Origin of the sequence: Lysobacter sp. ESA13C (assembly GCF_019970005.1) — a bacterium.
In the GTDB taxonomy this organism is placed as follows: Bacteria; Pseudomonadota; Gammaproteobacteria; order Xanthomonadales; family Xanthomonadaceae; genus Lysobacter; species Lysobacter antibioticus_B.
Genome location: NZ_JAHXYK010000001.1, coordinates 107,027 through 133,511 on the forward strand (window position 1 = coordinate 107,027; position 26,485 = coordinate 133,511).

At 62.7% G+C, this 26,485-nt stretch carries 22 protein-coding genes, 1 tRNA gene and 1 pseudogene; 15 read left to right on the forward strand and 9 right to left on the reverse strand.

What is annotated here, in order from left to right; translation table 11 throughout:
• Nucleotides 1-4: 4 nt before the first annotated feature.
• The 4 genes and pseudogenes from bioH to bioB all read right to left on the reverse strand — a co-directional run.
• Nucleotides 5-817, reverse strand: a complete 813-nt coding sequence (gene bioH / locus LC490_RS00445) for a pimeloyl-ACP methyl ester esterase BioH (protein WP_223618858.1) — start codon at nucleotides 815-817, stop codon at nucleotides 5-7.
• A gap of 162 nt (nucleotides 818-979) precedes the next feature.
• Nucleotides 980-1,423: an ACT domain-containing protein gene (locus LC490_RS00450; RefSeq protein WP_223618859.1), complete on the reverse strand. Its 444-nt coding sequence runs from the start codon at nucleotides 1,421-1,423 to the stop codon at nucleotides 980-982.
• On the reverse strand, nucleotides 1,420-2,652 hold the full coding sequence (gene bioF, locus LC490_RS00455) for an 8-amino-7-oxononanoate synthase (protein WP_223618860.1): 1,233 nt from the start codon (nucleotides 2,650-2,652) through the stop codon (nucleotides 1,420-1,422). Before bioF ends, LC490_RS00450 begins: the two co-directional genes overlap by 4 nt.
• A 102-nt stretch (nucleotides 2,653-2,754) precedes the next feature.
• A pseudogene (bioB, locus tag LC490_RS00460) lies at nucleotides 2,755-3,702 on the reverse strand (biotin synthase BioB); the annotation flags it as partial.
• A gap of 97 nt (nucleotides 3,703-3,799) precedes the next feature.
• On the opposite strand from bioB, the gene LC490_RS00465 reads away from it, so the two are divergent.
• Nucleotides 3,800-4,648 (forward strand): ComF family protein, encoded by an 849-nt coding sequence (locus LC490_RS00465; protein WP_223618861.1) that lies wholly within the window; start codon nucleotides 3,800-3,802, stop codon nucleotides 4,646-4,648.
• 1,155 nt (nucleotides 4,649-5,803) lie between these two features.
• Here the strand turns inward: LC490_RS00465 and LC490_RS00470 are convergent.
• The 4 genes from LC490_RS00470 to ubiA form a co-directional block, all read right to left on the reverse strand.
• A complete protein-coding gene (locus LC490_RS00470; protein ID WP_223618862.1) occupies nucleotides 5,804-7,516 on the reverse strand; it encodes a M64 family metallopeptidase in 1,713 nt (570 codons plus the stop codon).
• An 862-nt stretch (nucleotides 7,517-8,378) separates the two neighbouring features.
• On the reverse strand, nucleotides 8,379-9,806 hold the full coding sequence (locus tag LC490_RS00475; protein ID WP_223618863.1) for a TIGR00366 family protein: 1,428 nt from the start codon (nucleotides 9,804-9,806) through the stop codon (nucleotides 8,379-8,381).
• Between the two features lie 289 nt (nucleotides 9,807-10,095).
• Entirely contained in the window at nucleotides 10,096-10,626 is a 531-nt protein-coding gene (locus LC490_RS00480) for a Rid family hydrolase (RefSeq protein WP_223618864.1), read from the reverse strand.
• A 130-nt stretch (nucleotides 10,627-10,756) separates the two neighbouring features.
• Nucleotides 10,757-11,668, reverse strand: a complete 912-nt coding sequence (gene ubiA, locus LC490_RS00485) for a 4-hydroxybenzoate octaprenyltransferase (protein ID WP_223618865.1) — start codon at nucleotides 11,666-11,668, stop codon at nucleotides 10,757-10,759.
• A 272-nt stretch (nucleotides 11,669-11,940) separates the two neighbouring features.
• Between ubiA and LC490_RS00490 the strand changes: the two genes are divergently transcribed.
• A tRNA-Arg gene (locus LC490_RS00490) sits at nucleotides 11,941-12,017 on the forward strand.
• 559 nt (nucleotides 12,018-12,576) lie between these two features.
• On the opposite strand, the gene LC490_RS00495 is transcribed toward LC490_RS00490, so the two are convergent.
• Entirely contained in the window at nucleotides 12,577-12,906 is a 330-nt protein-coding gene (locus LC490_RS00495; protein ID WP_223618866.1) for a helix-turn-helix transcriptional regulator, read from the reverse strand.
• A 485-nt stretch (nucleotides 12,907-13,391) separates the two neighbouring features.
• On the opposite strand from LC490_RS00495, the gene LC490_RS00500 reads away from it, so the two are divergent.
• The 13 genes from LC490_RS00500 to LC490_RS00565 all read left to right on the forward strand — a co-directional run bounded on the left by LC490_RS00500 (nucleotide 13,392) and on the right by LC490_RS00565 (nucleotide 26,417).
• Entirely contained in the window at nucleotides 13,392-14,027 is a 636-nt protein-coding gene (locus LC490_RS00500) for a response regulator transcription factor (protein ID WP_223618867.1), read from the forward strand.
• A 98-nt stretch (nucleotides 14,028-14,125) separates the two neighbouring features.
• Entirely contained in the window at nucleotides 14,126-14,890 is a 765-nt protein-coding gene (locus LC490_RS00505) for a hypothetical protein (RefSeq protein WP_223618868.1), read from the forward strand.
• 56 nt (nucleotides 14,891-14,946) lie between these two features.
• Nucleotides 14,947-16,074 (forward strand): type IV secretion system protein, encoded by a 1,128-nt coding sequence (locus LC490_RS00510; RefSeq protein WP_223618869.1) that lies wholly within the window; start codon nucleotides 14,947-14,949, stop codon nucleotides 16,072-16,074.
• A 575-nt stretch (nucleotides 16,075-16,649) separates the two neighbouring features.
• Complete coding sequence (locus tag LC490_RS00520) at nucleotides 16,650-17,162, forward strand: hypothetical protein (RefSeq protein ID WP_223618870.1); 513 nt, start codon at nucleotides 16,650-16,652, stop codon at nucleotides 17,160-17,162.
• Nucleotides 17,155-17,796 (forward strand): hypothetical protein, encoded by a 642-nt coding sequence (locus LC490_RS00525; protein WP_223618871.1) that lies wholly within the window; start codon nucleotides 17,155-17,157, stop codon nucleotides 17,794-17,796. The genes LC490_RS00520 and LC490_RS00525 overlap by 8 nt, the downstream gene beginning before the upstream one ends.
• An 8-nt stretch (nucleotides 17,797-17,804) precedes the next feature.
• Entirely contained in the window at nucleotides 17,805-19,148 is a 1,344-nt protein-coding gene (locus LC490_RS00530; protein ID WP_223618872.1) for an XVIPCD domain-containing protein, read from the forward strand.
• A 63-nt stretch (nucleotides 19,149-19,211) separates the two neighbouring features.
• Nucleotides 19,212-19,868 (forward strand): hypothetical protein, encoded by a 657-nt coding sequence (locus LC490_RS00535; RefSeq protein ID WP_223618873.1) that lies wholly within the window; start codon nucleotides 19,212-19,214, stop codon nucleotides 19,866-19,868.
• A gap of 343 nt (nucleotides 19,869-20,211) precedes the next feature.
• The gene (locus tag LC490_RS00540; protein WP_223618874.1) at nucleotides 20,212-20,418 is read left to right on the forward strand and encodes a carbon storage regulator; all 207 of its coding nucleotides are present in this window, start codon (nucleotides 20,212-20,214) and stop codon (nucleotides 20,416-20,418) included.
• The gene (locus tag LC490_RS00545; protein WP_223618875.1) at nucleotides 20,330-21,685 is read left to right on the forward strand and encodes an HlyD family efflux transporter periplasmic adaptor subunit; all 1,356 of its coding nucleotides are present in this window, start codon (nucleotides 20,330-20,332) and stop codon (nucleotides 21,683-21,685) included. Before LC490_RS00540 ends, LC490_RS00545 begins: the two co-directional genes overlap by 89 nt.
• 50 nt (nucleotides 21,686-21,735) lie before the next feature.
• The gene (locus LC490_RS00550) at nucleotides 21,736-21,906 is read left to right on the forward strand and encodes a hypothetical protein (RefSeq protein WP_223618876.1); all 171 of its coding nucleotides are present in this window, start codon (nucleotides 21,736-21,738) and stop codon (nucleotides 21,904-21,906) included.
• A gap of 63 nt (nucleotides 21,907-21,969) precedes the next feature.
• On the forward strand, nucleotides 21,970-22,974 hold the full coding sequence (locus LC490_RS00555; RefSeq protein WP_223618877.1) for a hypothetical protein: 1,005 nt from the start codon (nucleotides 21,970-21,972) through the stop codon (nucleotides 22,972-22,974).
• 27 nt (nucleotides 22,975-23,001) lie between these two features.
• Nucleotides 23,002-24,294: a hypothetical protein gene (locus LC490_RS00560; RefSeq protein ID WP_223618878.1), complete on the forward strand. Its 1,293-nt coding sequence runs from the start codon at nucleotides 23,002-23,004 to the stop codon at nucleotides 24,292-24,294.
• A complete protein-coding gene (locus LC490_RS00565; RefSeq protein WP_223618879.1) occupies nucleotides 24,291-26,417 on the forward strand; it encodes a peptidase domain-containing ABC transporter in 2,127 nt (708 codons plus the stop codon). The genes LC490_RS00560 and LC490_RS00565 overlap by 4 nt, the downstream gene beginning before the upstream one ends.
• Nucleotides 26,418-26,485 lie beyond the last annotated feature (68 nt).

Below are 26,485 nucleotides of genomic sequence, written 5' to 3' on the forward strand. Positions count from 1 at the left end.
GGCGTCAGCAATCCAGTACGGCGGTCGGGGCGGTCGGGGCGGTCGCCGGCGCGACGAAGCCCTCGATGAGTTGCGCGACCTGTGCGGTCGCGCCGAGAAACGGCGCATGGCCGGCGTTGCCGATGACCACGCTGCGGCCCTGCGGCGAGAGCGCGGCCGCGGCCGGCATCGCGCCGGCCGGCACCAGGCGGTCGCGACGGCCCGAGATCCACAGGCTGGGCACCTGCAAGCGCGGCAGTTCGCCGCGCACGTCGAATCCGTCGAGCAGGTCCAGGCCTTCGTGCAGCGCGCGCTCGGCCGGCTCGCCGCGGGAGAAGGCTGCACTCCTCAGGCTGCGCAGTTCTTCCTGGGCGCTGGCCGAACCCAAGGCCTCGAGGGCGAGAAAGCCTTCGAGGGTGCCGCGGAAATCGCGCCGCAAGGCCTCGCCGAAATTACGGAACAGATCCGGCGAGACCCCATGAGGCCAGTCCTCGCCGACGACGAAGCGCGGCGACGACGCGATCATGATCAAGCCGCGCACCTGCCGCGGATGATCGAGCGCGGCGCGCAACGCGACCTGGCCGCCGAGCGACCACCCCAGCCAGTACGCATCGGGAATGCGCGAGACCAGTTCGGCGGCGAGCGCGCGCGGATCGAGCGGTGCCCGGTCGTCTCGCGCATGGCCGTGGCCCGGCAGATCGATCAGATGCAGGGTGAAGTGCGCACCGAGCTGTTCGACCAAGGGCGCAAACAAACCGCCGTGCATGGCCCAGCCGTGGATCAGTGCGATGACCGGGCGGGCCGGGTCTGCCGCGGCGCCGGTGGTTTCGATGTACATGGGAAGCGGGTCCGTACTGCTATAGGTCGTCGGGTGTTGCTCATTGCCGCGCGCTGCGCTCTGGTGGCGCCATGGCCCGCACGCGGCGGCGACCGCCGTTACGGCGCGAACGCAGGCACCGCCGCGATGCACACCGCGCCGATGCGATCGAGCGGCTTGTCCTCAATCGCCGCCGGCGGGGTTCGCGCGGCGCAGCGAATGCAGGGCCGCGATCGCCTCGTCGCGCCGATCCGACGGCACCAGCAAGTGATCGTGATGGAAGCCGGCCAACACGTTGCAGGCGATGCCGCGCTCGGCCAACACCTGCGATACCGCCGCGGTCAGGCCGACCGCCTGCAGCGCCGAATGCACGCTCAGGCTCAGCCAGGCGGCGACGAAGTCGTAGCTCAGGCCGTGCGCGTCGGCGTCTTCGCGGCGCAGCACACAGGTCAGGCCTTCGGCTTCCTCGATCGTCGCCAGCGCCAGGGCGCGCGGCAAACGCTCGGGCTGCACGGCAGTGACGAATACGTACTCGCCGGCACGGGCTTCGACCTCGAGCGTCGCCAGCATGCGGGCCAGATCGGTTTCGGGCGACCGGGTCGGTTGCGGTTCGGCGGCGCGGCTCATCGCGCCACGGTGGCGGGCGCGGCGCGGGCGCCGTCGCTGCCTTCGATCGCCACGCGCTCGGCCGCTCGCGCCAGCGCCTCGATCAGGCCGTCGACCTGTTCGCGCGTGTGCAGCGCCGAGAACGTCACGCGCAGGCGCGCGCGCCCTTCCGGCACGGTCGGCGGGCGGATCGCCGCGACCCAATAACCCTGCTGTTCCAAGGCCTGCGCCATCGCCAGCGCGCGGCGGTCGTCGCCGCACATCACCGGCTGGATCGGCGTGCCCGAGGCCAACAGCTCCAGGCCGAGCTTGCCGGCGCGTTCGCGGAAATGCGCGGTGAGCTCGGCCAACTTCTCGCGCCGCCAATGGTCGTTGCGGGCCAGCTTGAGCGCCGCCCGCGTCGCCGCGGCCTGGGCCGGCGGCAAGGCGGTGGTGTACAGATGGCTGCGCGCGGTCTCGGCCAGATGGCCGATCAGGTCGGCATCGCCGTGCAAGGCTGCGCCGTAGCTGCCGAGCGCCTTGCCGAAGGTCGCCAGTTGCAACGGCACTTCCTGCACCGACAGACGCGCCGCCGCGACGGTGCCGCGCCCGTCCGGGCCGAGCACGCCGACGCCGTGGGCGTCGTCGACGTACAGCACGGCCTTCTGCGCGCGCGCGACCAGAGCGAGGTCGCGCAAGGGCGCGAGATCGCCGTCCATGCTGAATACGCCATCGGTGGCGAGCATCGCCAGGCCATCGGGAACATTGCGCAACTGCCGGATCGCGCCTTCGGGATCGGCGTGCGGATAGCGGCGCAACCGGCAACCGGCCAGGCGCGCGGCGTCGATCAGGCTGGCGTGATTGAGCCGGTCCTGCACGCAGACGTCGTCTTCGCCGAGCAAACCCTGCACCGCGGCGATATTGGCCAGGAAACCGCTGCCGAACAGCAGCGCGCGCGGCGAACCGAGCCAGTCGGCCAGTTCGCGTTCGAGCGCTTCATGCTGGGCGTGGTGGCCGCAGACCAGATGCGAGGCGAGCCCGCCGGTGCCCTCGCGGGCGGCGGCATCCTGGAAGGCGTTGATCACCGCGAAGTGCTGCGACAGGCCGAGGTAATCGTTGCCGCAGAAGTTCACCAGCGAGCGCCCGTCGACCTCGCAGCGCGCGCCGTCGCGGTGGGTGACCGCGCGGTGGATACGGGTACGGGCGGTCGCCACGCGCTCGGCGTGGGCGGTCTGGATCCGGTCGCGCCAAAGGGTTCGCTGGCTGCTCATCGCGGTAGCTCCGCCGCGTCAGGCGGCGCAGGAGTGGGCGGGGTCGGTGGTTGCCTCAACGTGCTCTTCAATACTCGCATGGACGGTGCCCGCGGTCTCGACGATCTGCATCGGGCGCAGGCCGAGACGGGCGAACAGGGCCAGGTCGCGCTCGGTGTCGGGGTTGCCGGTGGTCAGCAACTTCTCGCCGTAGAAGATGGAATTGGCGCCGGCCAGGAAGCACAGGGCCTGCAGCTCGTCGCTCATGGCCTCGCGGCCGGCCGACAGGCGGACCATCGACTTGGGCATCAGCAGGCGCGCCACCGCGATGGTGCGCACGAATTCGAAGGGGTCGAGCTCGGCGGTGCCGGCCAGGGGGGTGCCCTCGACCTGGACCAGACGGTTGATCGGCACCGAATCCGGGTGCGCCGGCAGGTTGGCCAGGGTCTGCAACAGGCCGGCGCGCTGCTCGCGCGACTCGCCCATGCCGACGATGCCGCCGCAGCAGGTCTTCATGCCGACATCGCGCACGTGCGCGAGGGTGTCCAGGCGGTCCTGGTACTCGCGGGTGTGGATGATCTCGTTGTAGAACTCCGGCGCGGTGTCGAGGTTGTGGTTGTAGTAATCCAACCCCGCCGACTTCAGCGCCGTTGCCTGGTCGCCCGAGAGCATGCCCAGGGTCGCGCAGGTCTCCAGGCCCAATGCCTTGACCTCGCGGATCATCGCCGCGACCTTCGGGATGTCGCGGTCCTTCGGCGAACGCCAGGCCGCGCCCATGCAGAAACGCGAGGCGCCGGCAGCCTTGGCCTGGCGGGCCTTCTCGATCACCGCCTCGGTGCTCATCAGCTTGGTCGCGTCGACACCGGTGTGATAGCGCTGCGCCTGCGGGCAATAGGCGCAATCCTCGGGGCAACCGCCGGTCTTGACCGACAACAGGGTGCTGACCTGGACTTCGGCCGGGTCGAAATTCTCCCGGTGCACGCTACCGGCGCGGTGCAGCAACTCGGGAAAGGGCAAATCGAACAGCGCACGGACCTCGGCGCGGGACCAATCGTTGCGAAGAAGGGGCATAGACACTAGAGCTGGCTCCACAGCGGGGATTTCACTGACGGCGGGCAACGGGGGATACCGACAGCGCGGGCCGTTCGGAGCGGGCAGTCTGGGAAGCATGTCGACAACTGTCAACCAGGGCCGGCCGCTCCGGGTTGACAGCATCTGGCGGCGTCTGGGCTGGGCCCTGTGGCCCCCGCGCTGCCTGATCTGCGCCGAGCCGGGCCTGCCCGGACGCGACCTGTGCCGGACCTGCGAAGCCGAATGGCCGCGGCTCGGAGCGGCGTGTCTGCGTTGCGCTCTGCCGTTGGCTGGGGCGGCGGCGGCCGGGGTTTGCTTGGCAACGATCGACCCGCCCGGCCTGCCCCTGGTCTGCGGCCATTGCCTGCGCCGGCCACCGCCGCTGACCCGGGTCCACTCGGCCTGTCTGTACCGCCCACCGCTCGACCGGCTGCTGCCGCGCTTCAAATTCCATCGCGACCTGGCCGCCGGCCGTCTGCTCACGACGATGATGGCGCAGGCCTTCGAGCCGCTACTGACGGAAAGTCCCCCGGCTACGACGCCGGGGCTCGCCGTGCCCGACGCATCGGACGCAGCCACAGGAGCAACCGAGCCGGTTCTGGTTCCGATCCCCTTGCATCGCCGGCGGCTGCGCGAACGCGGCTACGACCAGGCCCTGGAACTGGCGCGGCCCCTGTCGCGGCAACTGCGCCTGCCCCTGCTCGACCACGGCCTGATCCGCCTGCGCGACACCCCGGCGCAGTCCCTGTTGGACGCCAAACAACGCCGCCGCAACCTGCGTGGCGCCTTCGCCTGGCGTCCTGGCCTGCCCCTGCCCGCCCACATCGTCCTGATCGACGACGTCATGACCACTGGAGCCACCCTCCATTCCGCCGCCATCGCCCTACGCCGCGCCGGTGCCCAGCGCGTCGACGCCTGGGTGTGTGCGCGGGTGACGGCGGGGTGAGCCGACCGCGAGACGATCGTTCGAAGCAGCGACGCGAATGGTTGAGGCACGCGGTGCGACGACAAACGTCGACGCGGGTTGGTTCGCTCTCGCCGACGTCTTCGCGGCCGCCCGCGATGTCGCGGTCGCGGCTCGCGCCGCTCCTACCCGGGTGGAACATGGGCCCTTGTAGGAGCGGCGTGAGCCGCGACCGAATTGGCAACGACGGTGCTACGACCAGAGCGTGGCCGCACGCGGTTTCGTGGTCGCGACTCACGTCGCTCCTACAGGGAAGCTCAGGTTAACGAAACAGACGTCTCCGTCGCTGTCTCTGCGGCCGTTCCAAGCGGTACTGGCACCCATCATGCCGTTGCCGGGATTTTGATCTGCTTTACCGCTTTACCGGTCAAGTGGAGACCCGGAGGGCGCCGCACAGGACGTGCGGCGTTTTCCGATAAGACAGGGACGTCTTATCGGAAAATCCCGGCGCAGGCTGCGTGCTCGCAGGGGAGCTTCGTCAAGGAAAGCCCTTTTCTTTGGTTACCTTTGACCGAAGGGAATCCAGACGGACTTTTGGGCCAGCAAAAGAAAGTAACCCGGCCGCGTCAGCGGACGGAAGCTCTGCACTTGCTTGAGAGACACGCAGGAGGTCGCGAGAACGCGGTCGCGACTTGCGTCGCTCCTACAGGAGTGACAGCTCTGCGCTTGCCTGGGGTTTTCAGAAGCAAGATCAAACGATAAGAGCTTCCGCCACTAAAGCGGCGGGTTACTTTCTTTTGTCATAAGCAACAAAAGTCCGTCTGGATTCCCTTCGGTCAAAGGTAACCAAAGAAGTTGCTTTTCTTTGAATCACAGGCCCGCACGTTCGATGCCAACGCAGTGATTTTTCATACGGGACATCCCTGTCCCGATGAAAAACGGCGCACATCATTGCGCGCCGCCCTCCGGGTCTTCTGTTGCCTTCGCTAGTGCGAAACGACGCACAGCAACGGCAACAGCAACAGCAACTGCAACTGCAACTGCAACTGCGGGAGCAGCAGAATTATCTGCAGACGCGACAATGCTCATTAATTGCATGCATCGAGAGTCCCTTCACGACGTGCACTGTTCCGCAAACACCACCTCTACGTCTGCTGGAGAAGTAGCGATAGCCGATTCGCGATGGAGCGAAGACGATCAATCTGCCAACGCCATCACCGGTGCCGCCCCGACCCGAATCGTCCATTTGCGCGAGTGCAGCAACAGGTTGCCGGCCATGCTCGGTTGCACGAACGCGGTCTTGTCGGTCACCCGCAGTTCCAGGGTGCGCGTCGCCGGTGTGGCCGCATCCTGGCGGAAGTCGTAACTGGCCGCGGTCGCGCCCGAAATGGCCACGCCGTCGAGATACCACTGCACCGCGACGGTGCCCATGCTAGGCCTCAGCAAGGTCGCGCTGAAGCGCCGCGTCGTGCCGCGCGCGTAACCCACCGCAGTGGCTGGCGACGGGATCTCGGTGCCCGGCTCGATCAGATCGATGCCCGCCGCCGGCGAGCCGAAGCCGCCGCGATACAGCATGCGCACGTATTCCTGCCGGCACACCGCGCAGAAGCTGGTGCCGAGGCTGCGCATCAGGCAGCTGTTGTCGACCGGCCGGAACATGCCGGTGCTGCGATAGCGCGCGCCTTCGAACAGGCCGGTGCCCGCGGTGCCGTCCGGCGTCGGGATCGGCAGGCCCGGGGTGAACCAGCTGCGCCACTTCACCAGGCTGGCATTGCTCTGATTGGTGACGTTGGCTTCACAGGCCGCGCTGCCGCTGATGTCGCTGCAGGCCGGAAACCCCGGATAGGGGCTCTCGTACTCGTCGGCGAGGCCGTGGAAGCTGTGGCCGAACTCGTGGATCGCGATCAGCGCGGCGCTGCTGTGCGCCGAGATCACCGCATAAGAGCCGCCGGCGCCGCCGTAGACCGGGTCGTTGACGGTGACGATGATCTTGTCCCAGTTCGGGAAGCTGGCCGCGGCCGCCATCACCTTCGAGGACCGCGCGGTCAACAGGTGATGGATCTGGTTGGTGCAGAAGGTGGAATCCAGCGCCGTGGCGACGAACTGGCCGGCGCGCGGATCGGTGCGCGAATCGGCGTCGGCGCAGCAACTCGTTCCGGTGCAGCCGGCCCGGTACGGCGGATGGTCGGCGCCGGACTGCTGCGAGGCGATGAAGCCGGCCTGCCAATTCACGAAGCTCAGGTATTCCTTGTACGGGCTGACGTTGAACATCGCCGTCTTCAAGGACGCGGCCTGGCTCGTGAAAATGCTCTGTTCGGCCGCGGTATAGCCATCGCCGAGCACGAGGATGTCGAGGCGATTGGCCGAGTTCGCCGCCTTGGCGTCCTGGGCCTGCTGCGTACCCACCATTGCGACCGGCTGCTGCAGCATCTGCGCCAGCGGCAGTTGCGAGGAACGGATCGCCAGCTCGCGCAGGTCGATGCGCTGCACCGACTTGGCGTTGCCGAGCAGTTCGATCTCGTCGGCCTCCGCGAGCGGCACCCGCACGACGAAGGCGCGATGCGGGTCCCGCACCAAGGGGTTCAACTGGATCGCGCCATCGCCGTGGTCGGGGTCGCGCGCGAACTCGGCGCGGATGAAATTGGGCACCTGCGCTTCGTACAGCGCCGCGCTCTTGGCGCCGTTGCGCGAGGCCCGATAGGCCACGCGTTCGACCCCGCGCTCGGCCTGGCGCGCACCTTGCCGGTCGCGTTGGCCGTCGGCCAGTTGCACCTGGGTGTAGAACACCGGTTCGGCGCGCCCTTGGGCGTCCCGTTCGAACACGATGTAGTGGGCCGGCACGGCGGCGATGGCGCAGGAACTCGCGAGCAGCCACAGGCTGGCGATGCGCAGGAGCGGAGACAGGGTCATGGGAGCGTTCCGGAAGCACGGCACGACGGGCAGCCGCGCAGCGGGCGCGGCCGATTCTCGCCGGAGCCTGCCCGGACGACGACGCTGGACCGTCTTCGATCGGCACCCGACGACGACCGCACGCTAACGCAGTCGCCGCACCCGGATCACCGTACCGGTCGCACTATTCGGGCGCTTGCGGCCCCTGGATTTGTGACGCGCTTGTGCGAATGCGCACAAGTCATAACGAAGCCGGCGCATCGGCACACGATGCGGGCACACGCACGGCCGGAAAACTGGCCCGCGACCTCCTCCTTTGCGGCCCGGTGGCGGAATCCTTTCCGCCACGCGCGCCATCCCAGGCGCGTCCCCGATTCCGACCGGCCGCCGTTCCTTGGCGGTCGCTTCCCTTCACGCCGCTTCCGGGCGCGCCAGGTCGAATCGAGCGGGTTTTTCGGGCCGGCGCTTCCTTCGCCGTGTCGGTCGGGGCCTCGGTCGGAACGCGATCCGCCGACGAGGACGCGATGCCGCATTCCGTTGCTCGAGCCCCGATCCGACTGCGTGGGAGTCCCTTCCCTTTCGCGTGAGTCATTGTCGCTTTCGGGCGTCGCACAGGCTGAGAAGTGCCGGCCTCCGACGACGTCTTTTTTGCGGGTTTTTCTGCGGTTTTTTACGGTATTTCGCTTGCTTTTTCCTCCGGCTTCCATGCGGTTTTTCGTCGTCGTGGGCGGCTGCGGCATCCGTGCCGTACGACCGGGTTCCGTAACGGCCGCGACGCTTCCCACGGACATAGAATCGCCTGCGCCGCGGCCCGGGTCAGTCGGGCATCGGCGCAGGCGCGGGTAGGATTTTGCCGGGGCGTCGTCGGACGCCCGCACGGCACTCAGGGCATCACGGGCGGGTGATAGGTCAGGGTCGAACCGAGCAGCCACAGCAGGCCCAGCACCAGCGGGATATGCACCAGCAACTGGATGAAGGTGAAGCCGACGATGTCGCGCGCCTTCAGGCCCAACACGCCGAGCAGGGGCAGCATCCAGAACGGATTGATCAGGTTCGGCAAGGCCTCGGCGGCGTTGTAGACCTGCACTGCCCAACCCAGATGCACCTGCAGATCGTTGGCGGCCTGCATCACATACGGCGCCTCGATGATCCACTTGCCGCCGCCGGACGGTACGAAGAAGCCGAGCACCGCCGAGTACACGCCCATGACCAGCGAGAACGTCTCGGTGGTCGCGATTTGCACGAACACGCTCGACAGATGATGCGCAAGCGTCTGGCCGTCGCCGCCCTTCGCCGCGGTCAGCAGGCTGGCGATGCCGCCGTACAGCGGGAACTGGATCAGCACGCCGGTCGTGCTCGGTACCGCGCGCGTGACCGCATTGAGGAAGCTGCGAGGGCGCCAATGCAGCAACAGGCCGGCGGTCAGGAACGCGAAGTTGTAGGTGTTGAGATTGGCGATCGCGGTGACCAGCGGCTTGTGGGCGAACTCGTAGGCGAGCCAGCCCAGGCTCATCGCCGCCAGCAGGATCGTGATCAGCGGGCTGTATTCGAGCCATTCGCCGGGCCGCGAACGCGGCGGCAGCACCGACGCCGCGCGCTCGTCGGCGACGTCGAAGTCGGCCGCGCGCCGCACCGAGCCGCCGCGCGGCGCGGTCACGAAACACACGACCAGCGAGACCGCGATCAACACCGCGGTCAGCGCGATCGACTGCCACAACAGGATGGTTTCGCTGAAAGGGATCACCCCGGTGATCGCCAACAGCGCCGGCGGCATGCTGGCCGGATTGGCCTGCAACTGCGCCGCCGACGAGCTGAGGCCCATCGCCCACACCGCACCGAGGCCGAGATAGGCCGCGGCGCCGGCGGCGCGGTAGTCCATGTCGAGGTCCTCGCGGCGCGCCAGCGCGCGCACCAACAGGCCGCCGAACACCAGCGAGAAGCCCCAGCTCAGCAGCGAGGTCAACATGCTGATCAGGCCGACGTAGCAGATCGCGCCGCGGCCGCTGCGCGGCACCCGCGCCAGTGCATCGATCACCCGCGCCACTGCCGGCGCGGTTGCGACCACGTAGCCGCCGATGACCACGAAGGCCATCTGCATGGTGAAGGGAATCAGGCTCCAGAAGCCGTCGCCGAAGGCGGTGGCGGTCGCCGCCGGGGTGGCGCCGAAGCCGAGCGCGAACACCGCGACGATGACCACGCCGAGCGCCGCGAACACATAGGCATCGGGAAACCAGCGCTCGGCCCAGGCGGCGCTGCGCAGGGCGAAACGAGCGAGCGGCCCGTCGGCGGGTGCGGCGGAAACTGCGGTCATGACGGCTGTCCTTCGACGAGAGCAAGGCATTGTCGAGGCGGTCACGGCCGCGACCACTTGCACTTTAGTCGCAGGGACGGGGTGTGGCGAAGGTCGTCGTCTAAGAGCAAATCCCCCCTCCCCCCTTTTGCAAAGGGGGAATGGACTGGATGTCGATCAGAGACGCTTCTCGAACCCGTCCAGCAAATACGCTAGCAACGGCGTCTATACGAAACCGCATGCAGCCCCCCCCTTTGCAAAAGGGGGGCTAGGGGGGATTTGCTCTTACCCCCAAGCACCGCGTCCTACATCACGGCCCCGCCGGCTTCGCAATCTCCGCCTTGGGCCGGCTGCCCGAGCCGATCACTGCCTCGGCACGCAGCTCGAAGCTCGCGTCCTTCGAGAACAAGCCCGGCGTCGCGACCGCGGTCCAGGCCGGGTAGTGATCCTTGAAGAACTCGCGATGCACTTTCAGCACCGGATCCATGCGACGCCGGAACTCGGCGTGATCGGCCGCGACATGAAAGCTCTGCAGCTCGACCACGTCGGCCAGGCTCGCCCCGGCACTGCGCAGATGCGCTTCGAGCTGCTCGAACACCCAACGCGCCCGGGCTTCGTCGTCCGCGCCTTCCATCGCCGGAATGCCGGAGACGATGACCCGGTCGCCGATCTTCACCACCGGCGAGTAATGCAGCCCGTGATACGACCCCTCCCAGCCCTTCGGCGCGAAATGCTCGCGGCTCGGCGCCGGCGCCGATTGCGCGAACGCCGCGCCGCTGCAACCCACCAGAACGGCCAGGGCCAGGCCCTGCAACCGCAAGCCACGCGACAGATTCAACATGACGGCACTCCACACGGGACGATCCGCCATTGCACGCCAGCGGCGCGCCCCTGTCATTAACCGCGATCACGCACTCGCGGCCCGGTCCGGCCGATTCCCCGCGGCAATCCTCGTCAACGAGCGCCCGCGATCAGGCCGTGACGCTGGTCGCGCGCAAGGCGTAGTCCAGAGCCAGGCCGGCAAAGATCGTCAGCCCGACCCAATGGTTGTGCAGGAAGGCGCGGAAGCACGGCTCGCGCTCGCGATGCCGGGCGATCACGAACTCGTAGGCCACCAAGGCCGCCGCCACCGCCAGGCCGCCGAAGTAATACAGCCCGAGGCCGGCGCGTTGCCCGACTAGGTACAGCGCGACGAACATCAGCGCGTACAGGATGCCGATCGCGACCAGGTCCATCTCGCCGAACAGGATCGCCGTCGATTTGGAGCCCATCTTCAGGTCGTCCTCGCGGTCGACCATCGCGTACCAGGTGTCGTAGGCGGTCGACCACAGGATATTGGCCGCATACAACAGCCAACCCACCGCCGGCACCTCGCCCTGCACCGCCGCGAACGCCATCGGGATGCCCCAGCCGAAGGCCATGCCGAGATAGACCTGCGGCAGATAGGTATAGCGCTTCAGATACGGATAGCTGGCCGCCAACACCACGCCGACGAAACTCATCAGGATGGTCAGCCGGTTCAAGCTCAGCACCAGCGCGAACGCCGCCAGCATCAAGGCCGCGAACACCGCCAGCGCCTCGCGCCCCCGCACCTCGCCGGTCGCCAAGGGCCGGTGCTTGGTGCGCTCGACATGCGGGTCGAGCCAGCGGTCGGCGTAATCGTTGATCACGCAGCCCGCCGCCCGGGTCAGCCAGACCCCGGCACTGAACACGAACCAGGTCCACAGCGGCGGCACGCCCTCGGCGGCGATCCACAGCCCCCACCAGGTCGGCCACAGCAACAGCAACCACCCGATCGGCCGGTCGCCGCGGGTCAGTTTCCAATACAGCGCAAGCTTGCGCCGCCAGGCCGGCGCAGGGGTGTCGGGGGGAGCGTGATCCATGGCGCATAGAGTAACGCGGGCGTCCCGGCGCTTCGCCGCGGGAAGGGCCGGTGGGCTTTGCGGAGGGCGGCGGCGTCGGGCTGGGGAGCTATGGAGTTGGGCCCGCATCGAACGGGTCCAATCGCGGCTGACAAGGACGGCGGATGCCATCGCACCGCCGGGCACCCTGCCCTCACCGCGGCCGGATCGCCGGCCGGTTCGGAGCCACCACCTTCGGCTGCGGTTTCCGCTAGAATGCACGGCCGCACGATCGCTTCGTGCGTGTCTACCACGCGCCTGTAGCTCAGCCGGATAGAGTAGTGGCTTCCGAAGCCATTGGTCGGGGGTTCGAATCCCTCCAGGCGCGCCAAACTCCCCGCTTCGAAAGGTCTCTGCCGACTTCGTCGGCAACGGAAAACCCCTTATTTCCGAGGGTTTCCGCGAGGGGCATTGGACTAAGGTCGGCGCCACATCGGCCACATCCGGCCAAATTCCGTCTCTCCCCCCCCCTTTTTTCTCTGCCAGTTGGTTTTTTAGTCCAATGGCCGATTTCGCGTTTCCTTTGTTTTCAAAGGCTTAGGACTGGGCCAAATAGACCGGTTTGACCGCGTAGATGACCTGCAGAATCAGAGTTCAAACCGAGCGTCGAGGCGATCGTCACCTCGCCGATCGCCAATACCTCTTGAAGCGCAGGATCACGAACAACGCCAGAGCCGAGCCGGGCACCAGGCTAAGCCAGGCCTTCGGGCTCGAGCTTCCGAGCCCGATTAGCATGCCCGGCAACAGGCACCAGTAAGCCGCCAGCGTCGCCCATCAGATGACACCCATCGCCCACCAGCGCTCGTGATCGACGCCTGTGTAATAGAAGTGCTTGGTGAACAGACGCGAGATGAGCCCAGCGGTTACCCACCGGGCCTCGGGCAGAAAGCCTACTCCTCAAGCCAGTCGGCGTACGGCAGTAGGTCCTCAACGTAGGGAATTAAATCGCCCACTTCGCACTCCAGCGCAGCGGCGATCTTGACCAATGTCTTGATATTCGGGGCAGTCTTCCCCGTCTCGATCAATCCCAGGTGGGCACGGTCAAGCGGAATTGCGTAGGCCAGATGGTCCTGGCTCAGTCCGCGTTCCTTGCGGACCTCTCTTATGCGATCCCCCACGAGCTTCAACAACTCGTCGGGTTCCTTGCGCCTCTTTCGCGCAGGAGCCTTCGTCCGCTTTAACGGCGTGCTCTTCTTCGGTGTGAAGGACTTCTTGGACATATCCAAGAAGCTAGAGCTTGGCGGGGACAAATACCTCAGCATCCCTCCCCCGGTGATCCCTCACCCATAAGCATAAGCTATTGATGTTGTTGACATATTTAATGCCATGCGCCCATATCGGCCAACAGGATTGGACCGACGCTGCAGCCAATGCGCTCAAGACACACTACAAAAGTCACACATTCTGCCGACGAAGTCAGTGACGCCGCCCCCCTCGGATTGCGGCTCAAAATCGGGTCAGAAAATTCCTACTCGCGAGGGAAACGTGCCTTGGGTCACAGCGACTCGCATGGGCCCGCATCGCTAGAAATACCTGCATTCAAGCCTTCGAGCGAACTTATCCCCAGCCAGAGGGACTCGGCCTTAGAGCAAAGGCTCAGCCGTCTTGGATTTTTGCCGTATCGACATTCACGCGCACAGGGGGCAACACTACATTCGTCGCACCCCAGGCCGGAGGCCCGAGTTCAAAGAAAAGGAATTTGCGAATGAAGTACATCGTTGCAGACGATCACAGCTCGATGCGCTTAGTAGTCTCTGAGCTCATCAAGTCGCAGTTTGGATCGCCGCCTGAAGACGTCTGGCAGTGCGCCACAAGTGACCAGCTTCTCGAGACAGCTCTCCAAACCGACTTCGCCAGTGCCGTCATTGTGACCGAACTGCTTATGCCCGGAAGTCATAAGCGCTTGCAGCTTGTGAAGGAGCTGCGGCGATGCGCCCCTTTCGCAAAGGTGATTGTCCACACCGGCTATGCGAGCCCCCACCTAGCTCAGGAAGTGATCTTCCACGCTGTGCACGGGTACGTTCTTAAGACGAGCCCAACGATATGGCTCAAGTGGGCAATCACGAACGCTATGCGCGGCGAGCGGTTTATCGATGAATCGCTCGACACGTCAAGCAACCTGAGCAATCCGTGGTGGGACCTGACTACGCGAGAGAGCGATGTGGTCGTTGCACTGAGCAAAGGCTGGCCGAGAGCAAAGATCTGTTCGTTGTACGAGATGAAGAAAAAGACTGTATCGGCGCACAAGCGCGCGGCAATGGTGAAGTTGGGGGTCAGCGAAGAGGCCGCGCTCACGAGCTACCTTTACGCAAATGGACTGGACTACCTAATGGATGAGTGAACCGTCACCGCAAAGCGCCAAGAAGGTGTCGAACAGTAACGCTGCGAGAACGAACCATTCGTTCAACCTATGCATTCTCAAATGGAAGTGGAATCGGCATGAACTACACCAGCAGAGTCAACCGTTGCTCTACCAAACGCGCTGTAGCTGTCGTGTTAGCCCTAACCGCTCTCTTTGTCGGTCAGGCCACCGCTCAGATGGTCGTGAATGACCCGGTCAACTATGGAGCCCAGCTCCAGCAGATCGCGAAGGACGCGGCCGAGTTCGGCAAGAACGCCAAGCGATGGACGGAGACAGCAAACCACTACCAGCAGCAGCTCATCCGGCTTCAGCGCTTGAACTTCGGTCAAGCTCAGATGACCGACACCTTCCCGCCGAGGCCGGCGGACTACGGCATGGAAGACATGTGTCCCGGGGAAGGCGGCATCAAAGAGCAACTGGCTGGAGCGTTCAAGATGGCCATGCCCAAGCTGGACGCCAACGTCATCAATGAACAACTGACCGTCTGCCAGCGAATGGTCTATGCCGAAAATATGAAATACAACGAGTCCGTCCAGATGCTGCGGACGCTGATGCTCCGCAATGTCGAGTTCAAGCAGATTGAGGCGCAACGAGACAGCGCCGGCTCACGCCAAGGCGATCTCGCTGCGAACGACAACGAAGCCCAGCGATTCATGCTTCGCACGTCGATGGAGTTGGACTACTGGCAAGCACGGATGAAGGCATACGACGACTATGTAGAGGCCCTCAAATGGGACCAGAGTCGCCTTGCCAAGCGAGCGCTAAACGGCAACAAGGGCAAGGGGCAGATCCTTGGCAAGGTCATTCAGGCCGGCGTGCTGAAGGCGGCGCTCTCGCGATGAACCCGCGTACTCGTACTGGCAACTGTCCTTCTGCTCTCTTCGACCGGACTTAACTTATGGACATCCTTTCCCTGGACGGAATCTTCTCTTTCCTGACGCCGAAAGCTCAAGGCGGCGTCTTGGACTTTGCCTTCTTCAAGCTCATCAACGACTACTTCAGCGAAGAGATCACCACCTTCGGCTTCAAGCTCATGCAGCGGATGATGACGTGGGTAGGAGGACTCGCACTCACGTTGGCCACACTCTACTTCCTCGTGGCGGGGTACCGCGTTGCAACAGGCCAATCCCGAGAGCCGATGATGGGGCTTGTGACTAATAGCCTTAAGGTGGTGTTGATATTGTTCGTTGCAACCGGGATGACCTTCGGCAATGTAAACATCTACAAGCTACTCACCGCTGGGCTCGACACAGAAATTCACGAAACGATCAGCGGTGAGAAGGGCAAGACTTCTGTTGCAGCCATTGATCAGAACTTGGCCTATATGCAGATCGCCATGAGTGCGATTGATGCCGTCCAAGTTGTCGATGGCGACGACGAGACAAGAGAGCAAAAGGGGCGGGCCTTGCTTATGGCCGGGTTCGGCACCGCAAGCGTCCCGATGACGGTTGGTGCGCTTACGCTCATGTATCGCTTCGGTATCGCATTCTTTGTCGGATTGGCGCCGCTCTTCATCTTGTGCCTCATGTTTGAGCAGACCAAGGAACTGTTCCGAAAGTGGCTTATGTCGGGTATAGCCACCTACTTCGCCATGGCTGCGTTGAGCGTGATGTCGGCCATCGCCTTGAAGTTCATGTCGAAGGTTGCCATGGCCTTTTGGGTATCCAAAGCCGTCAACGGCATCCTCGGCCTGGAGCCTGAAGGCATGACATCCCTATCCATTCAGCAAGGCGGTATTGGGTTGATCGTCACGGTTCTTTTGATTTCTGTGCCGCCGATGGTGGGCTCGTTCTTCAACGGCGCTCTCGGCAACTTCATGCACTTCTCGGCCTTCTCTGGCGGAGCGGCGTCCAGTCAGCCGGGGCCGCAAGGCCAACCACCCGGTTCCTATAGCCCGCCGACGACAAGAACCGAAATGTCCTCCCAGAGTCCGCAGACCACCGGCAGAAGCTACGATTCAGGGTCTCGATATACCGCTGGGGCATCATCCGAGAAACCCGACCCGAACGAGATCAAGAAGAAATGAATATCAAGGTCGTCATAGCAATCGCCGGAACCCTCCTTGTCGTCGCTGGCAGTGCGCATGCAGAAGGTGGCTGCCCGCCTGGAATGATCCCCTATCAAGGCACCAACACGCAGTCCTGCGCTCCAATCCCGAGCTCAGGCGGGCAATCCTCCCCCACCGGTCCCGGGTGGGCGTCACGCTGGGGAGCGATTGCGCAAGACAAAAACAGCGGCGTGCTAGGTGCAGTTGCTAATCGCGAGAGCAAACGAACGGCTCAGAAGGATGCAATCGCCGAGTGCGCTTCTCGCGGCGGAAGCAACTGCAAAGTTGAGCTTGCGTACACCAACCAGTGCGTCGTTACGATTCAGGGAAGCACTGCAATCAACAATTCCCGAGCGCCGACGATCGAACGAGCGACGCAATTGGGAATGGAGGCATGCGAAGGGAGGGGCGACACTGACTGTCATATTTACTACAAGGCATGCAGCCTCCCAGTCAGAGTTCGATGAACTTTCGTATCAAGTTAGCGGTGATGGATAGATTGGCGAACGGATGGTTGCTCACCCTCAATACCGAACCATGGGCCGGTTAACGGAATGACTATTCGACAGTACGTTACCCCAGAAAGCGACCGATTCATGTTGCCGGTTTCAATAGCAGCAATGGCCGCGCTGACATTGATGATGCTCAACACATGGACCCTGCTTCTTTGGGATGAATTGAGCGTCGGTTTGTACTGGCTTCCTCGGTCCATTTCGACGTTGATGGCGGTAAGTTTGATCGTGATCTCCGCCCTAATCTGGAAGCTGTACTTATCGCTTCTTATTCGACTCAATGGCCGCAAGGACGCTAGGACGGCATGGCTCGCTACTGCGGTAACGGCCGCTTGCTTGGCCTCAACGCTTGTTGTCGCATTTACTGTGCCTCTAATCAGTGCCAACCGGCCAGAGACGACGGTAACTATGGCGGCTTGTGCGCAACTGATCACGGTCCTTCCCACGCTCTACTTCGCAGCCAAGGTAACGTTTTCCATCGCTGCTCTGTTCGAAGCCCTGCGCGCCACTGAAAAAGCACGACTGACCGAGCCCCATGAGCCCCGACATGACTGAAAGAAAGCCTTCGGCACGCCACAACATCGTCACCATTGCGTCTCTGTGCTTGCTCGCCTTGATGAGTGGGTGTTCCGACAGATCAGGAGGCAAAGTGCCCTCGTACAAGCAGAATTCCGCCCCCAAAGAACAGTACAACCTCACCGTAGCAGTTGAAAACGCCCCAGGTCCCTTCGATTTGGTGGAAGGGCTCATGCAGTACCGAATCACAAATCCAGAGTGCCTTCCGCCGGCCGAATCATTCTCCGGCGTGCAAATGACGTCCCAGTTCTATGGCGTCCCCATAGATTTCAGTCGCCTGCAGGACGGCACTTATGTGGCTGTCGTTGCAGCAGATGGACTTGAAGATGCGGACTACTTCGGCAGGGGCATCTGTCACTGGGAGCCCATGGGGCCGCTCGTGCAGATGAGGGCTGCCGACAATAAGGTCGATACGAGATTCATTATTAGCCTTTCATCGGTGAAACTCGCATCTGGGGAACCCGAGCGCAAACACTTCAAGAGAGATAATTATCCGCGCATCAAGATCGCAGACTATCCCGACACGGGAAAGTCGGACCCTCAAGAGTTCGATGAAGAGGTACGCGGAAAGGTATTCTCGATCACGCTGAAGTCAAAGGAGTTGACGAAATGAGCTTAACGATGAGCAGTCAGCAGTACGCGAACCTTGCAGCCAACTCGTATCCGCCCAGCGGCGCGCGGAACGGCGTGGAAACAGAAGTTGAGTTCAATGGTGTCGAGTACAACGTGTTGAAGCGCGTCGATCTACCATCTGGCTATCAAGGAACGATCTACCAGCGAAAGGACACTGGCGACATTATCGTCGCTCACCGAGGCACTGAGTTTGGTGACGAGCCAATCAAAGACGGGCTGCTAGCTGACGGCGGAATGGTTGTTAAGCGAGTCAACCGGCAAGCGCAGGATGCAATCGACCTTACAAAGCAGGCGATCGAAATCGCGCAAGAGATCGGCCCAAGGACGAATCCACCTGAAGTGTCTGTTACCGGCCACTCGCTCGGCGGATGCCTTGCGCAGATCACGGCAGCCAAGTTCAACCTAAACGGTGAGACGTTCAATCCCTACGGCGCTGCAAGCCTTGGTTACCGCATACCTGAAGGCGGAAATCAGGTTGTGAATCACGTCATGGCTGGCGATCTTGTCAGTGCAGCTGGTAAGCATTTCGGCCAGGTGCGGATGTATGCGGAACCCGTCGAACTGAATGTCTTGAAAGCAGCGGGCTACGAGGACAATGGCAGCCAGTTCGATATTCGAGATCCGGTAAAGGCCGCAGTTACGGGCAGCGACTCCCATCGAATGCACCACTTTCTCGATGTCGACGGCGAGGGAAGACCCGACCGATCGGCTCTGGGAAACCCTCAGTCGCGCGAGCTAGCCGAGAAGCATCGCCCTGTGATCGAGAAGTATAGAGCAGACATAGAAAATCTCCGCGAGGGGATCTCTATCGGCGCTGCTATCTACCGGGGAAGCAAAGGCATCGCTGAAGAGATCGGGCGTCATCTGCCCCAGAAGCAGCCGGATAGTCCATTCAAGGACGCGCACGGCTCGCTGCCTGCGTCGGAGCAGCGCGCGTTCGATCCGCGCAGTCCGGATCATCCTCACCATTCGATGCACAAAGCTCTCCACAGCGGTATTGAAAGGGCCTTCGCCGAACAAGGTCTACCGATTAATGAAACCGCAGAGCGCACCACCGCGGCACTCCTCGTGAGTTCGCGGCAGGCGGGACTCGAACAGGTCAACCATGTGGTTGCGGGCCGGAGTACGCCTGCCGGAACCGACGTTTTCGCGGTGCAGGGCGAACTGCACGATCCTGCGCACAAGCGTGCCCATGTGAACTCCGAGGTCGCGGCGCAGATCCCCGTTGAGGCTTCATTCCAGCAATTGGCGGCAGCGGAACAGAAGCCGTCGATCGCCCAGGACCAGCAAGTCCACGAGCAAACGCGTACACACGCAGCACGCACCGCGTAAGCCTGCTCCGCCTTCAACCCGACCTATCCGCACCGCCCCGCAAAGGGCGGCCAGGAGCGCTTTGTGTCTCAATTTCACCCCCCGGCGATGCATTGGAAGCTGCCAACTTGGCTACGCCGGCTTTTTTTCGCCCATCGTAGCGGCTCGTCGCAACACGGCGCCGGCCACTACGAAGCTGTCTTGCTTGCGGCTCAGGCGCGCTCGATCCTTTGGGGCCTGCGTCCGTCGTCATTGAATCTGCTACCGGTTCGGTACGCCTCGCCGTCCACCATCGCTGCCATTCGGTGGCAGTTGCACCGTGCGGTTGGCCACTTGAGCGAGGACGTGGTTGCTACACACCGGTTCGGCATCACTGCGGCGGTGCGGACGATGCTAGAAGCGGAGCTTAGGGTACCGCTGGCCTATACGCTCGGATACATCCGGCAGAACGGCCAACGACTGTGTTGCACCCCAATCGCAGGTCTGGAGCAAATGCTCCGCACCGGCATCGCGCCTGGTGCGCGTGTGAGCCTACACGCGTGGCTTACCTTGCCGAGCCTAGAGGTCATCGACGTCAGCTTCTGGGCTTTGTTCCCGGACCTCAGCTGTGCGGATGAGCGCGAGATGCGAAGCCTATTCATGCATCCAGACCAGATGCAGGGGCGAAGCTACCACCCGCAATGGGTAGGCGATGGATTCGTCAGACGGATTGGTGTCCTCAGGGAGTACGAGGGATGGTAAGCACGAGGATTATCCATTTTGACGCCGTTTGTCGTGGATCTCTGAACTGGCGCGTTTCAGTGAACGGTGAAGATGAGCATGTCCCGTTCGCATGCAGAGATGACTGCGTCGCTGCTGCTCGTGTCCGAGCGCGCCAACGTCATATCAATGACGGAATTCCCACAGAAGTCCGAGTGCAAACCATCGGGGGCGGGCTTGAGTCGATCGTCATCTACATGAAGCCACACGAGCTGGATGAGTTCTGCTTGGAGACCGAGAGCATTAGCAGTCGGCAACTTCGAGAGGCCTGCGAATTACTACTGCTTGGCGCTGGTGCGCCGAAGAATCTTGAGAACTGAATCCGATGCTCGTCTTAACTCGCAATCTCGGTCAGGCCCTGATGATTGGCAGTGAAATTGAGGTCCGATTCCTTAAACCCCGGGTAGAGGGTGAAGTTCGCGTGGGCATTACGGCGCCAGACAATGTCCGAATCGTCCGCGAGGAACTTCTTTCTCAAGGTAATGAACGCGACGGCAAACAGCGGCATCGGGGTGGTAATGGCCGTGTCTGACCTGTTCCGCAAGCAGGTCATCGAGGCTCAAGGTGGTGCTTGGCTGGGCACCATACGCCTCGATCAGCCGCCAAGGACCTGGATTCTGGCCATTGTAGCCAGTGGCATCGGCTGCGCGCTCATTCTGCTTCTCATCTTTGGGGAATATACGCAGCGCGCGCGGGTACAAGGGCAGTTGGTTCCTGCTGAAGGGCTCGCGAGCGTGATCGCGCCGGCTACAGGGGTGATGGAGAAGGTTGTTGTCACCGAAGGAGACTCTGTCAAGGAGCGACAGATCCTCGGTCTCATTCGATTACCTCGGTTGACGGTGGACCATGGGGATGTGTCTGCGGCCCAACGGAAGGCCCTTCAGCAGCGCCGTGCTGGTCTCGAAGGCCATCAGGTGGCCCAGCAGGATCGATTGGAAGTCGACGAAGCAAGCCTGCGGGCCCAACTTCGCTCTCTGCATCACGAACTGGCCCAGCTCCAAACGGAGCGACAGATTCGACGCTCGCAAGCTCGCTTAGCCAATGAAGTTCTGGAACGCATGCGCCGGCTGCAGTCTGAGAAGTACGTCAGCGATATCCAGATTAAGCAGCAAGAATCGGCGGCCCTGGATCGGGTATCGGCATCACAGGAGCTTGACCGGCAGGCTCTGGCTATGCAGCGCTCAGCCGCTCAGATTGAGCAAGCGCTAGCCCAGATTCCTGTCGAACGCGCAAGTACTGCCGCCACCTTTCGCGGCGATCTCGCACGGCTGAGCCAAGAGGAAATCGACATCGAAGGCAGCGGTGCGCTAAGTGTAGCTGCACCCGCCTCCGGCGTTGTTTCCAGCCAGATCATCAAGCCGGGACAGGCGGTCCAGGTCGGGCAGCCCCTGTTCACTCTGTTGCCAGAAGGGAGCAGCCTGCAAGCGGAGCTTTTGGTTCCCAGTCGTGCCATCCCGAACCTGCGGCCGGGGGGTGTCGTCCTGCTTCGGTACGAGGCCTTTCCCCATCAGAAGTTCGGCCACCACGTCGGTCATGTAGCCCGTATCAGCCGCAATGCCCTAAGCACCGCCGAGACCAAAGCTCTGGACCTCCCCGATTCCGGTACGCAGCCGCTCTATCGGGTCGTTGTCAAGCTCGACAGGCAGACCGTAGCGGCGCACGGCCGGTTGGAGCCGTTACGGCCCGGCATGACAGTGGACGCCGATTTGCTTGGCGACACACGCCCTATTTTCGAGTGGCTGTTTGAGCCGCTCTATGCGCTTAGAAGCGAAGCCAGAATGAATTCATACCGGCGGTAGTCGCCAGTCCCGCGCAGGGGTTCTGCGCATTTGATGAAGGAGTAGCACCTATGTCCGTGTTTGCTTTGGAGCAGTACGACAAAGACTTCTCGCAGTTCCGTGAACTGCGCGAAGCCGAAATGGCCTCGGTCGGCGGCGGCTATCAGTGCCCCAACGGCAAGGAGTCGACCATCACCGTCCACGTCGACGGGAGCAAGGACGACGGTTGCGATGCGTCGTAAGTAATACCTAGGCGGGGGAAGGGACGCGTACCTCCTCCCGCTTTACTTACAGGAGAGGGAAATATGAATGAAAAGGTGATTGTGGTGCTCGGCACTCGTAGTGACAGCCATGTCGAGCGCGTTACTCAACGGCTCGCAGATCGAGGGTGCAAGGATGTAGTCGTCATCGACTACCACGCCGGCACCACGTTTTCTCTGGAACTCGATCGTCACGCGAATCGCGCCCTTACCGTCGATGGCCGGCGACTTCCGTCGGATTGCATTGTGTGGGACAAAACCAAGATTCTGCCCGGCACACGCTATTACATCCGCGCTGGCGATGAATCCTCGCGGGGATATGCCGCACAGGAGTGGCGGGCCTATTACGCCTTGCTGGCTGCCTTCGCCGGCGACAACGCGGTCAACTCCTCCCGCTCCCGCCTTTGCATGATCAAGCCCTACCAACAATCAACCGCCGCGGCCGTCGGCCTACGGGTTCCGACCACACTGGTCTCGAATCGGAAAGAGGACATTGCGGCGTTCCAGACCCGAAGCGATCACATGATTATCAAGTCGCTGTCCGGGGCAAAGGTCTCGCCCAAGGGGGAAGGCGAGTACGTGCCCTACGTCGTCATGACCATGCGTGTTCCGGCCGAGGATATAGCCGCCGCAGATCCGGACTCGATCTTGATTTGCCCTCACTTCGCGCAAGAGGAGATCGCCAAGGCTTACGAGTTGCGCGTCGTCGTCGCCGGTCCGCGCATCATTCCATTTCGGATCGACTCGCAGAGGCATGAATCTACTCAGGTGGATTGGCGTAAGGCCACAGCGTTGAACGAGTATTCCCGATGTGAGCTGGATACGCATCTGGAAGGCCAGATCCATGCCTTCATGAAGCAAATGGGGCTTACCTTCGGCAGCCTCGACTTCGTGATCGATAAGGAAGGCGACGCCTGGTTCTTGGAATGCAATCAGGATGGCGTATGGGCTTGGCTGGACGACCTCGTCGATGGCGAGATCACCGACGCGTTCGCCGATGAGCTACTGCGGCGCTGGAAAGCACTGGACGCTCAGGCGATGGCCGCCTGAGCCTATGACCCTGATCGGATGAGGTTCATGATGGACTATCGGACATGTTCGATGGCGGGCTTCGGCCTGCTGCTGCTCGCACAACTGGCAACAGCGGCACCACCCGCGCCTTCGCTGCCAGATGCAATCCGTCTGATCACGAAGGACAACCGGCCTATGCCCGCGGTGCAGCTTTTGCGCCAGGGCGTGGACGCGAAGACCTTTCCCGGTGCGGCGGCAGCGCAGTTCTATGCGGTGTCCGGTGACACCCAGGGTACCTATCGCATGATCGACGCCTCTGCCCGAGTGCCCGACGTCTCGAAATCACAGCCTGACTTCACGGGGGCGGTGCTTCGGCCTGCATTGGAAACAGTCGTTCCCGCGGCAAAGGATCGCCGGGTCGTCATGCTCAATGAGGACCATGTCCATCAGTTGCATCGCGGCTTTGCCCTTCAGCTGCTCAAGGACTTGCGCGCCCAGGGATTCACCCATTTCGGCGCAGAGACCTTTGGACGGAAGGCTCGGGAGAGCCTGATCGACGACGCCCCCGATGTGAGCACAGGGGTTTATACATCCGACCCGCTGTATGCGGACTTGGCCCGGCAAGCCAAGGCACTCGGCTTTCAAGTCTTCGACTACGAGCAACGCAAGGACCAGGAGCCAGCAGAGGGCTCGCAGGAGGATCAGCGAATGGCGCGGGAGCGAGCGCAGGCGGCGAACATCGCATCGGTTCTTAACGACGATCCCAAGGCCCGCGCATTCGTATACGCCGGCGCCGGCCACATCTCGGAGTCGCCTGAGGGCGACGGTCGGATATGGATGGCACAGATCCTCCGCGAGGTTTACGGCATTGACCCACTTACGATAAATCAGGTTTACGGCACTCCCCGTAGTCGGCCGGAACTGGATGGCGCGGAGTACCGTGCGACTGAAGCCTTAGGCCCGTTCACGGCTCCGGTGGTCGTGGCCACACCGACAGGTCTGTTCTCCGCGCCGGGATTCGACATCCTTGTATTCCATCCCCGCGAACGCCAGAAGCATGGGCGCCCTGACTGGTTGGAGTTGTCCGGCTACCGACACCCTTGCCGGATTTCTCTGAAGCCGTCCAATGAGGAAACGATGGTGCGGGCATTTGTGGCCTCGGAGGACCCAATGTCCATTCCCATGGATCAGGTGCTTGTGCCGGTACACGCTCGCTCGGTAGTAATGATGCTTCCGCCAGGTGAGTACCGAATGGTGCGTCAGACGGTAGTAGATGACCGGCTTCTGGGATTGGGAAGAGTACGGAAAGCTGTCGCGCCGAAGGCTGCCCTGGGACTATGCCGCCCGGCTGTCCGATGAAGACTCTTGGCCCCGTTCGGCAATCGGAAGCCGCCGAGTGTGGACTCGCCTGTCTAGCCATGGTTGCAAAAGCCCATGGCTGTGGACTCGGCCTGCGTGAACTGCGCAATCGCTTTCCCATTTCAGCCAACGGCACCCATCTTCCGCGGCTCATCGAGATCGCGGGGCAGCTGGGCTTACGTGGGCGCGCGCTGCGGTTGGAGCTGTCGCAGTTGCGGCGCCTCGAACTCCCATGCGTCCTACACTGGGATCAGAACCATTTCGTCGTGTTGTCCCGTCTTAAGTCAGGCCATGCAGTCATTCTTGACCCCGCACAAGGCGAGCGCAGGTTGCCGCTGTCGGTCGTGTCGGAGCACTTTACCGGCGTCGCGCTAGAGTTGAAGCCTACGGCGGACTTCGTTCGTGCGGCGGAAGCGCCAGCAGTATCCCTGCGCCAGCTTACTGGGCCCATCACCGGCCTGACGCGATCGCTTAGCCTAGTGTTCGCACTATCGATAAGTCTTCAGGTCTTCGTGACCGTCGCGCCGTTCTACGTGCAATGGGTCGTGGACCAGGCTTTGGTTTCGGCCGATCGGAGTCTCTTAGTCGTCCTGGCGATAGGCTTTTCGCTTGCTCTACTGATCCAAGTCGGCGTCGGACTGCTCCGCGGTTGGACCGTGGCTCTCCTTTCGACTCGAATTGGGCTGATGTGGATGGGCAACATCCATGCTCACTTGCTGCGCCTGCCCATTAGCTTCTTCGAGAAGCGGCACATCGGCGATGTAGTTTCGCGGATGGGCGCCGCACAGGCCATTCAACGGACCTTGACCACTAGCACTGTAGAGGCGCTGGTGGACGGTCTCATGGCCCTGATGACCTTCGCCTTGATGCTCCTCTACAGCGTGAAGCTGGCGCTGGTGACCACCATCGCGGTAGGCCTCTACCTCGGAGCCCGACTTTGGTCGTACCGCTATTCGCGGGAGCATACTGAGCAGCAACTAATCGCTGCAGCCAAGCAACAAAGTCATCTTCTGGAGTCCATCCGCGGCATCCAAAGTCTCAAGGTCGCCGGTCGCGAGAGCCTGCGCGGCGCCGCTTACGAGAACTTCATGGTGGAAACCACCAACCATGAGATCTGGCTCGCCCGAACCGGCGTCGCGTTCAACAGCGCGAACCAGCTGATCTTCGGTGCCGAACGAATCGTTGTCGTGCTAATCGCAGCGATGCTAGTGATCGACGGTGGGTTCTCCATTGGCATGTTGATTGCCTATCTCGTCTATAGGGAGCAGTTCGCGACCCGAGTTGCAGCACTGATCGACAAGGGCATTGAGTTCCGAATGCTTAGGCTGTTTGGTGAGCGGCTGGCCGACGTTGTCCTCACGGCCCCGGAAGACCCCGGCCAATCTCAGGCGTTGACCCTGAGTCATTCGGCGATAGAAGTCGAGAAGCTGTCGTTCCGGTACACCGATGGCGATCCCTGGGTGATCAGGGACTGTAGCTTCGTGATCGCCACAGGCGAATCGGTCGCCATAACTGGTGCATCAGGGTGCGGTAAGACCACGCTTCTCAAGTTGCTCCTTGGGCTGCTGAAGCCCACCGAGGGAACTATCCGCATTGGCGGCCACGACATACACCGAGTCGGCCCCCGAAGTGTCCGCGCCGTTGTAGGTGCAGTCATGCAGGATGACCAGCTATTCGCAGGCAGTATCGCGGACAACATCAGCTTTTTCGATCCTGGAGCAGACCGCGCGCGCGTTGAGGAGGCTGCCAGTCGCGCCGGCATCCACGACGAAATTCTGGCGATGCCGATGGGTTACTTCAGCATGGTGGGCGACATGGGCAGCTCGCTGTCCGGAGGCCAGAAACAGCGGATCGTGCTCGCGCGTGCGCTTTACCGACAACCCCAAATGCTGTTCTTGGACGAAGCGACGAGCCACCTAGATGTCGATCGCGAGCGGCTGGTGAACGAAGCAGTCCGATCGCTTGCTATCACCAAGGTGATTGTTGCGCATCGTCCTGAGACGGTAGCCAGTGCAGACCGGTCTCTGATCGTCGAGCGAGGCACAGTTACTTCCGCGAGTTCGGACCGCTCTCCGGGCGACGGTTCTCGGGCCACCGATCAGTATTCAAGCCCAGCGCCCTAGCGTCGCCTCCATAGCAAGCCAGAGCCCTTCGGCCAAAACACATCCACCAATAAAAGCGATAACTTATG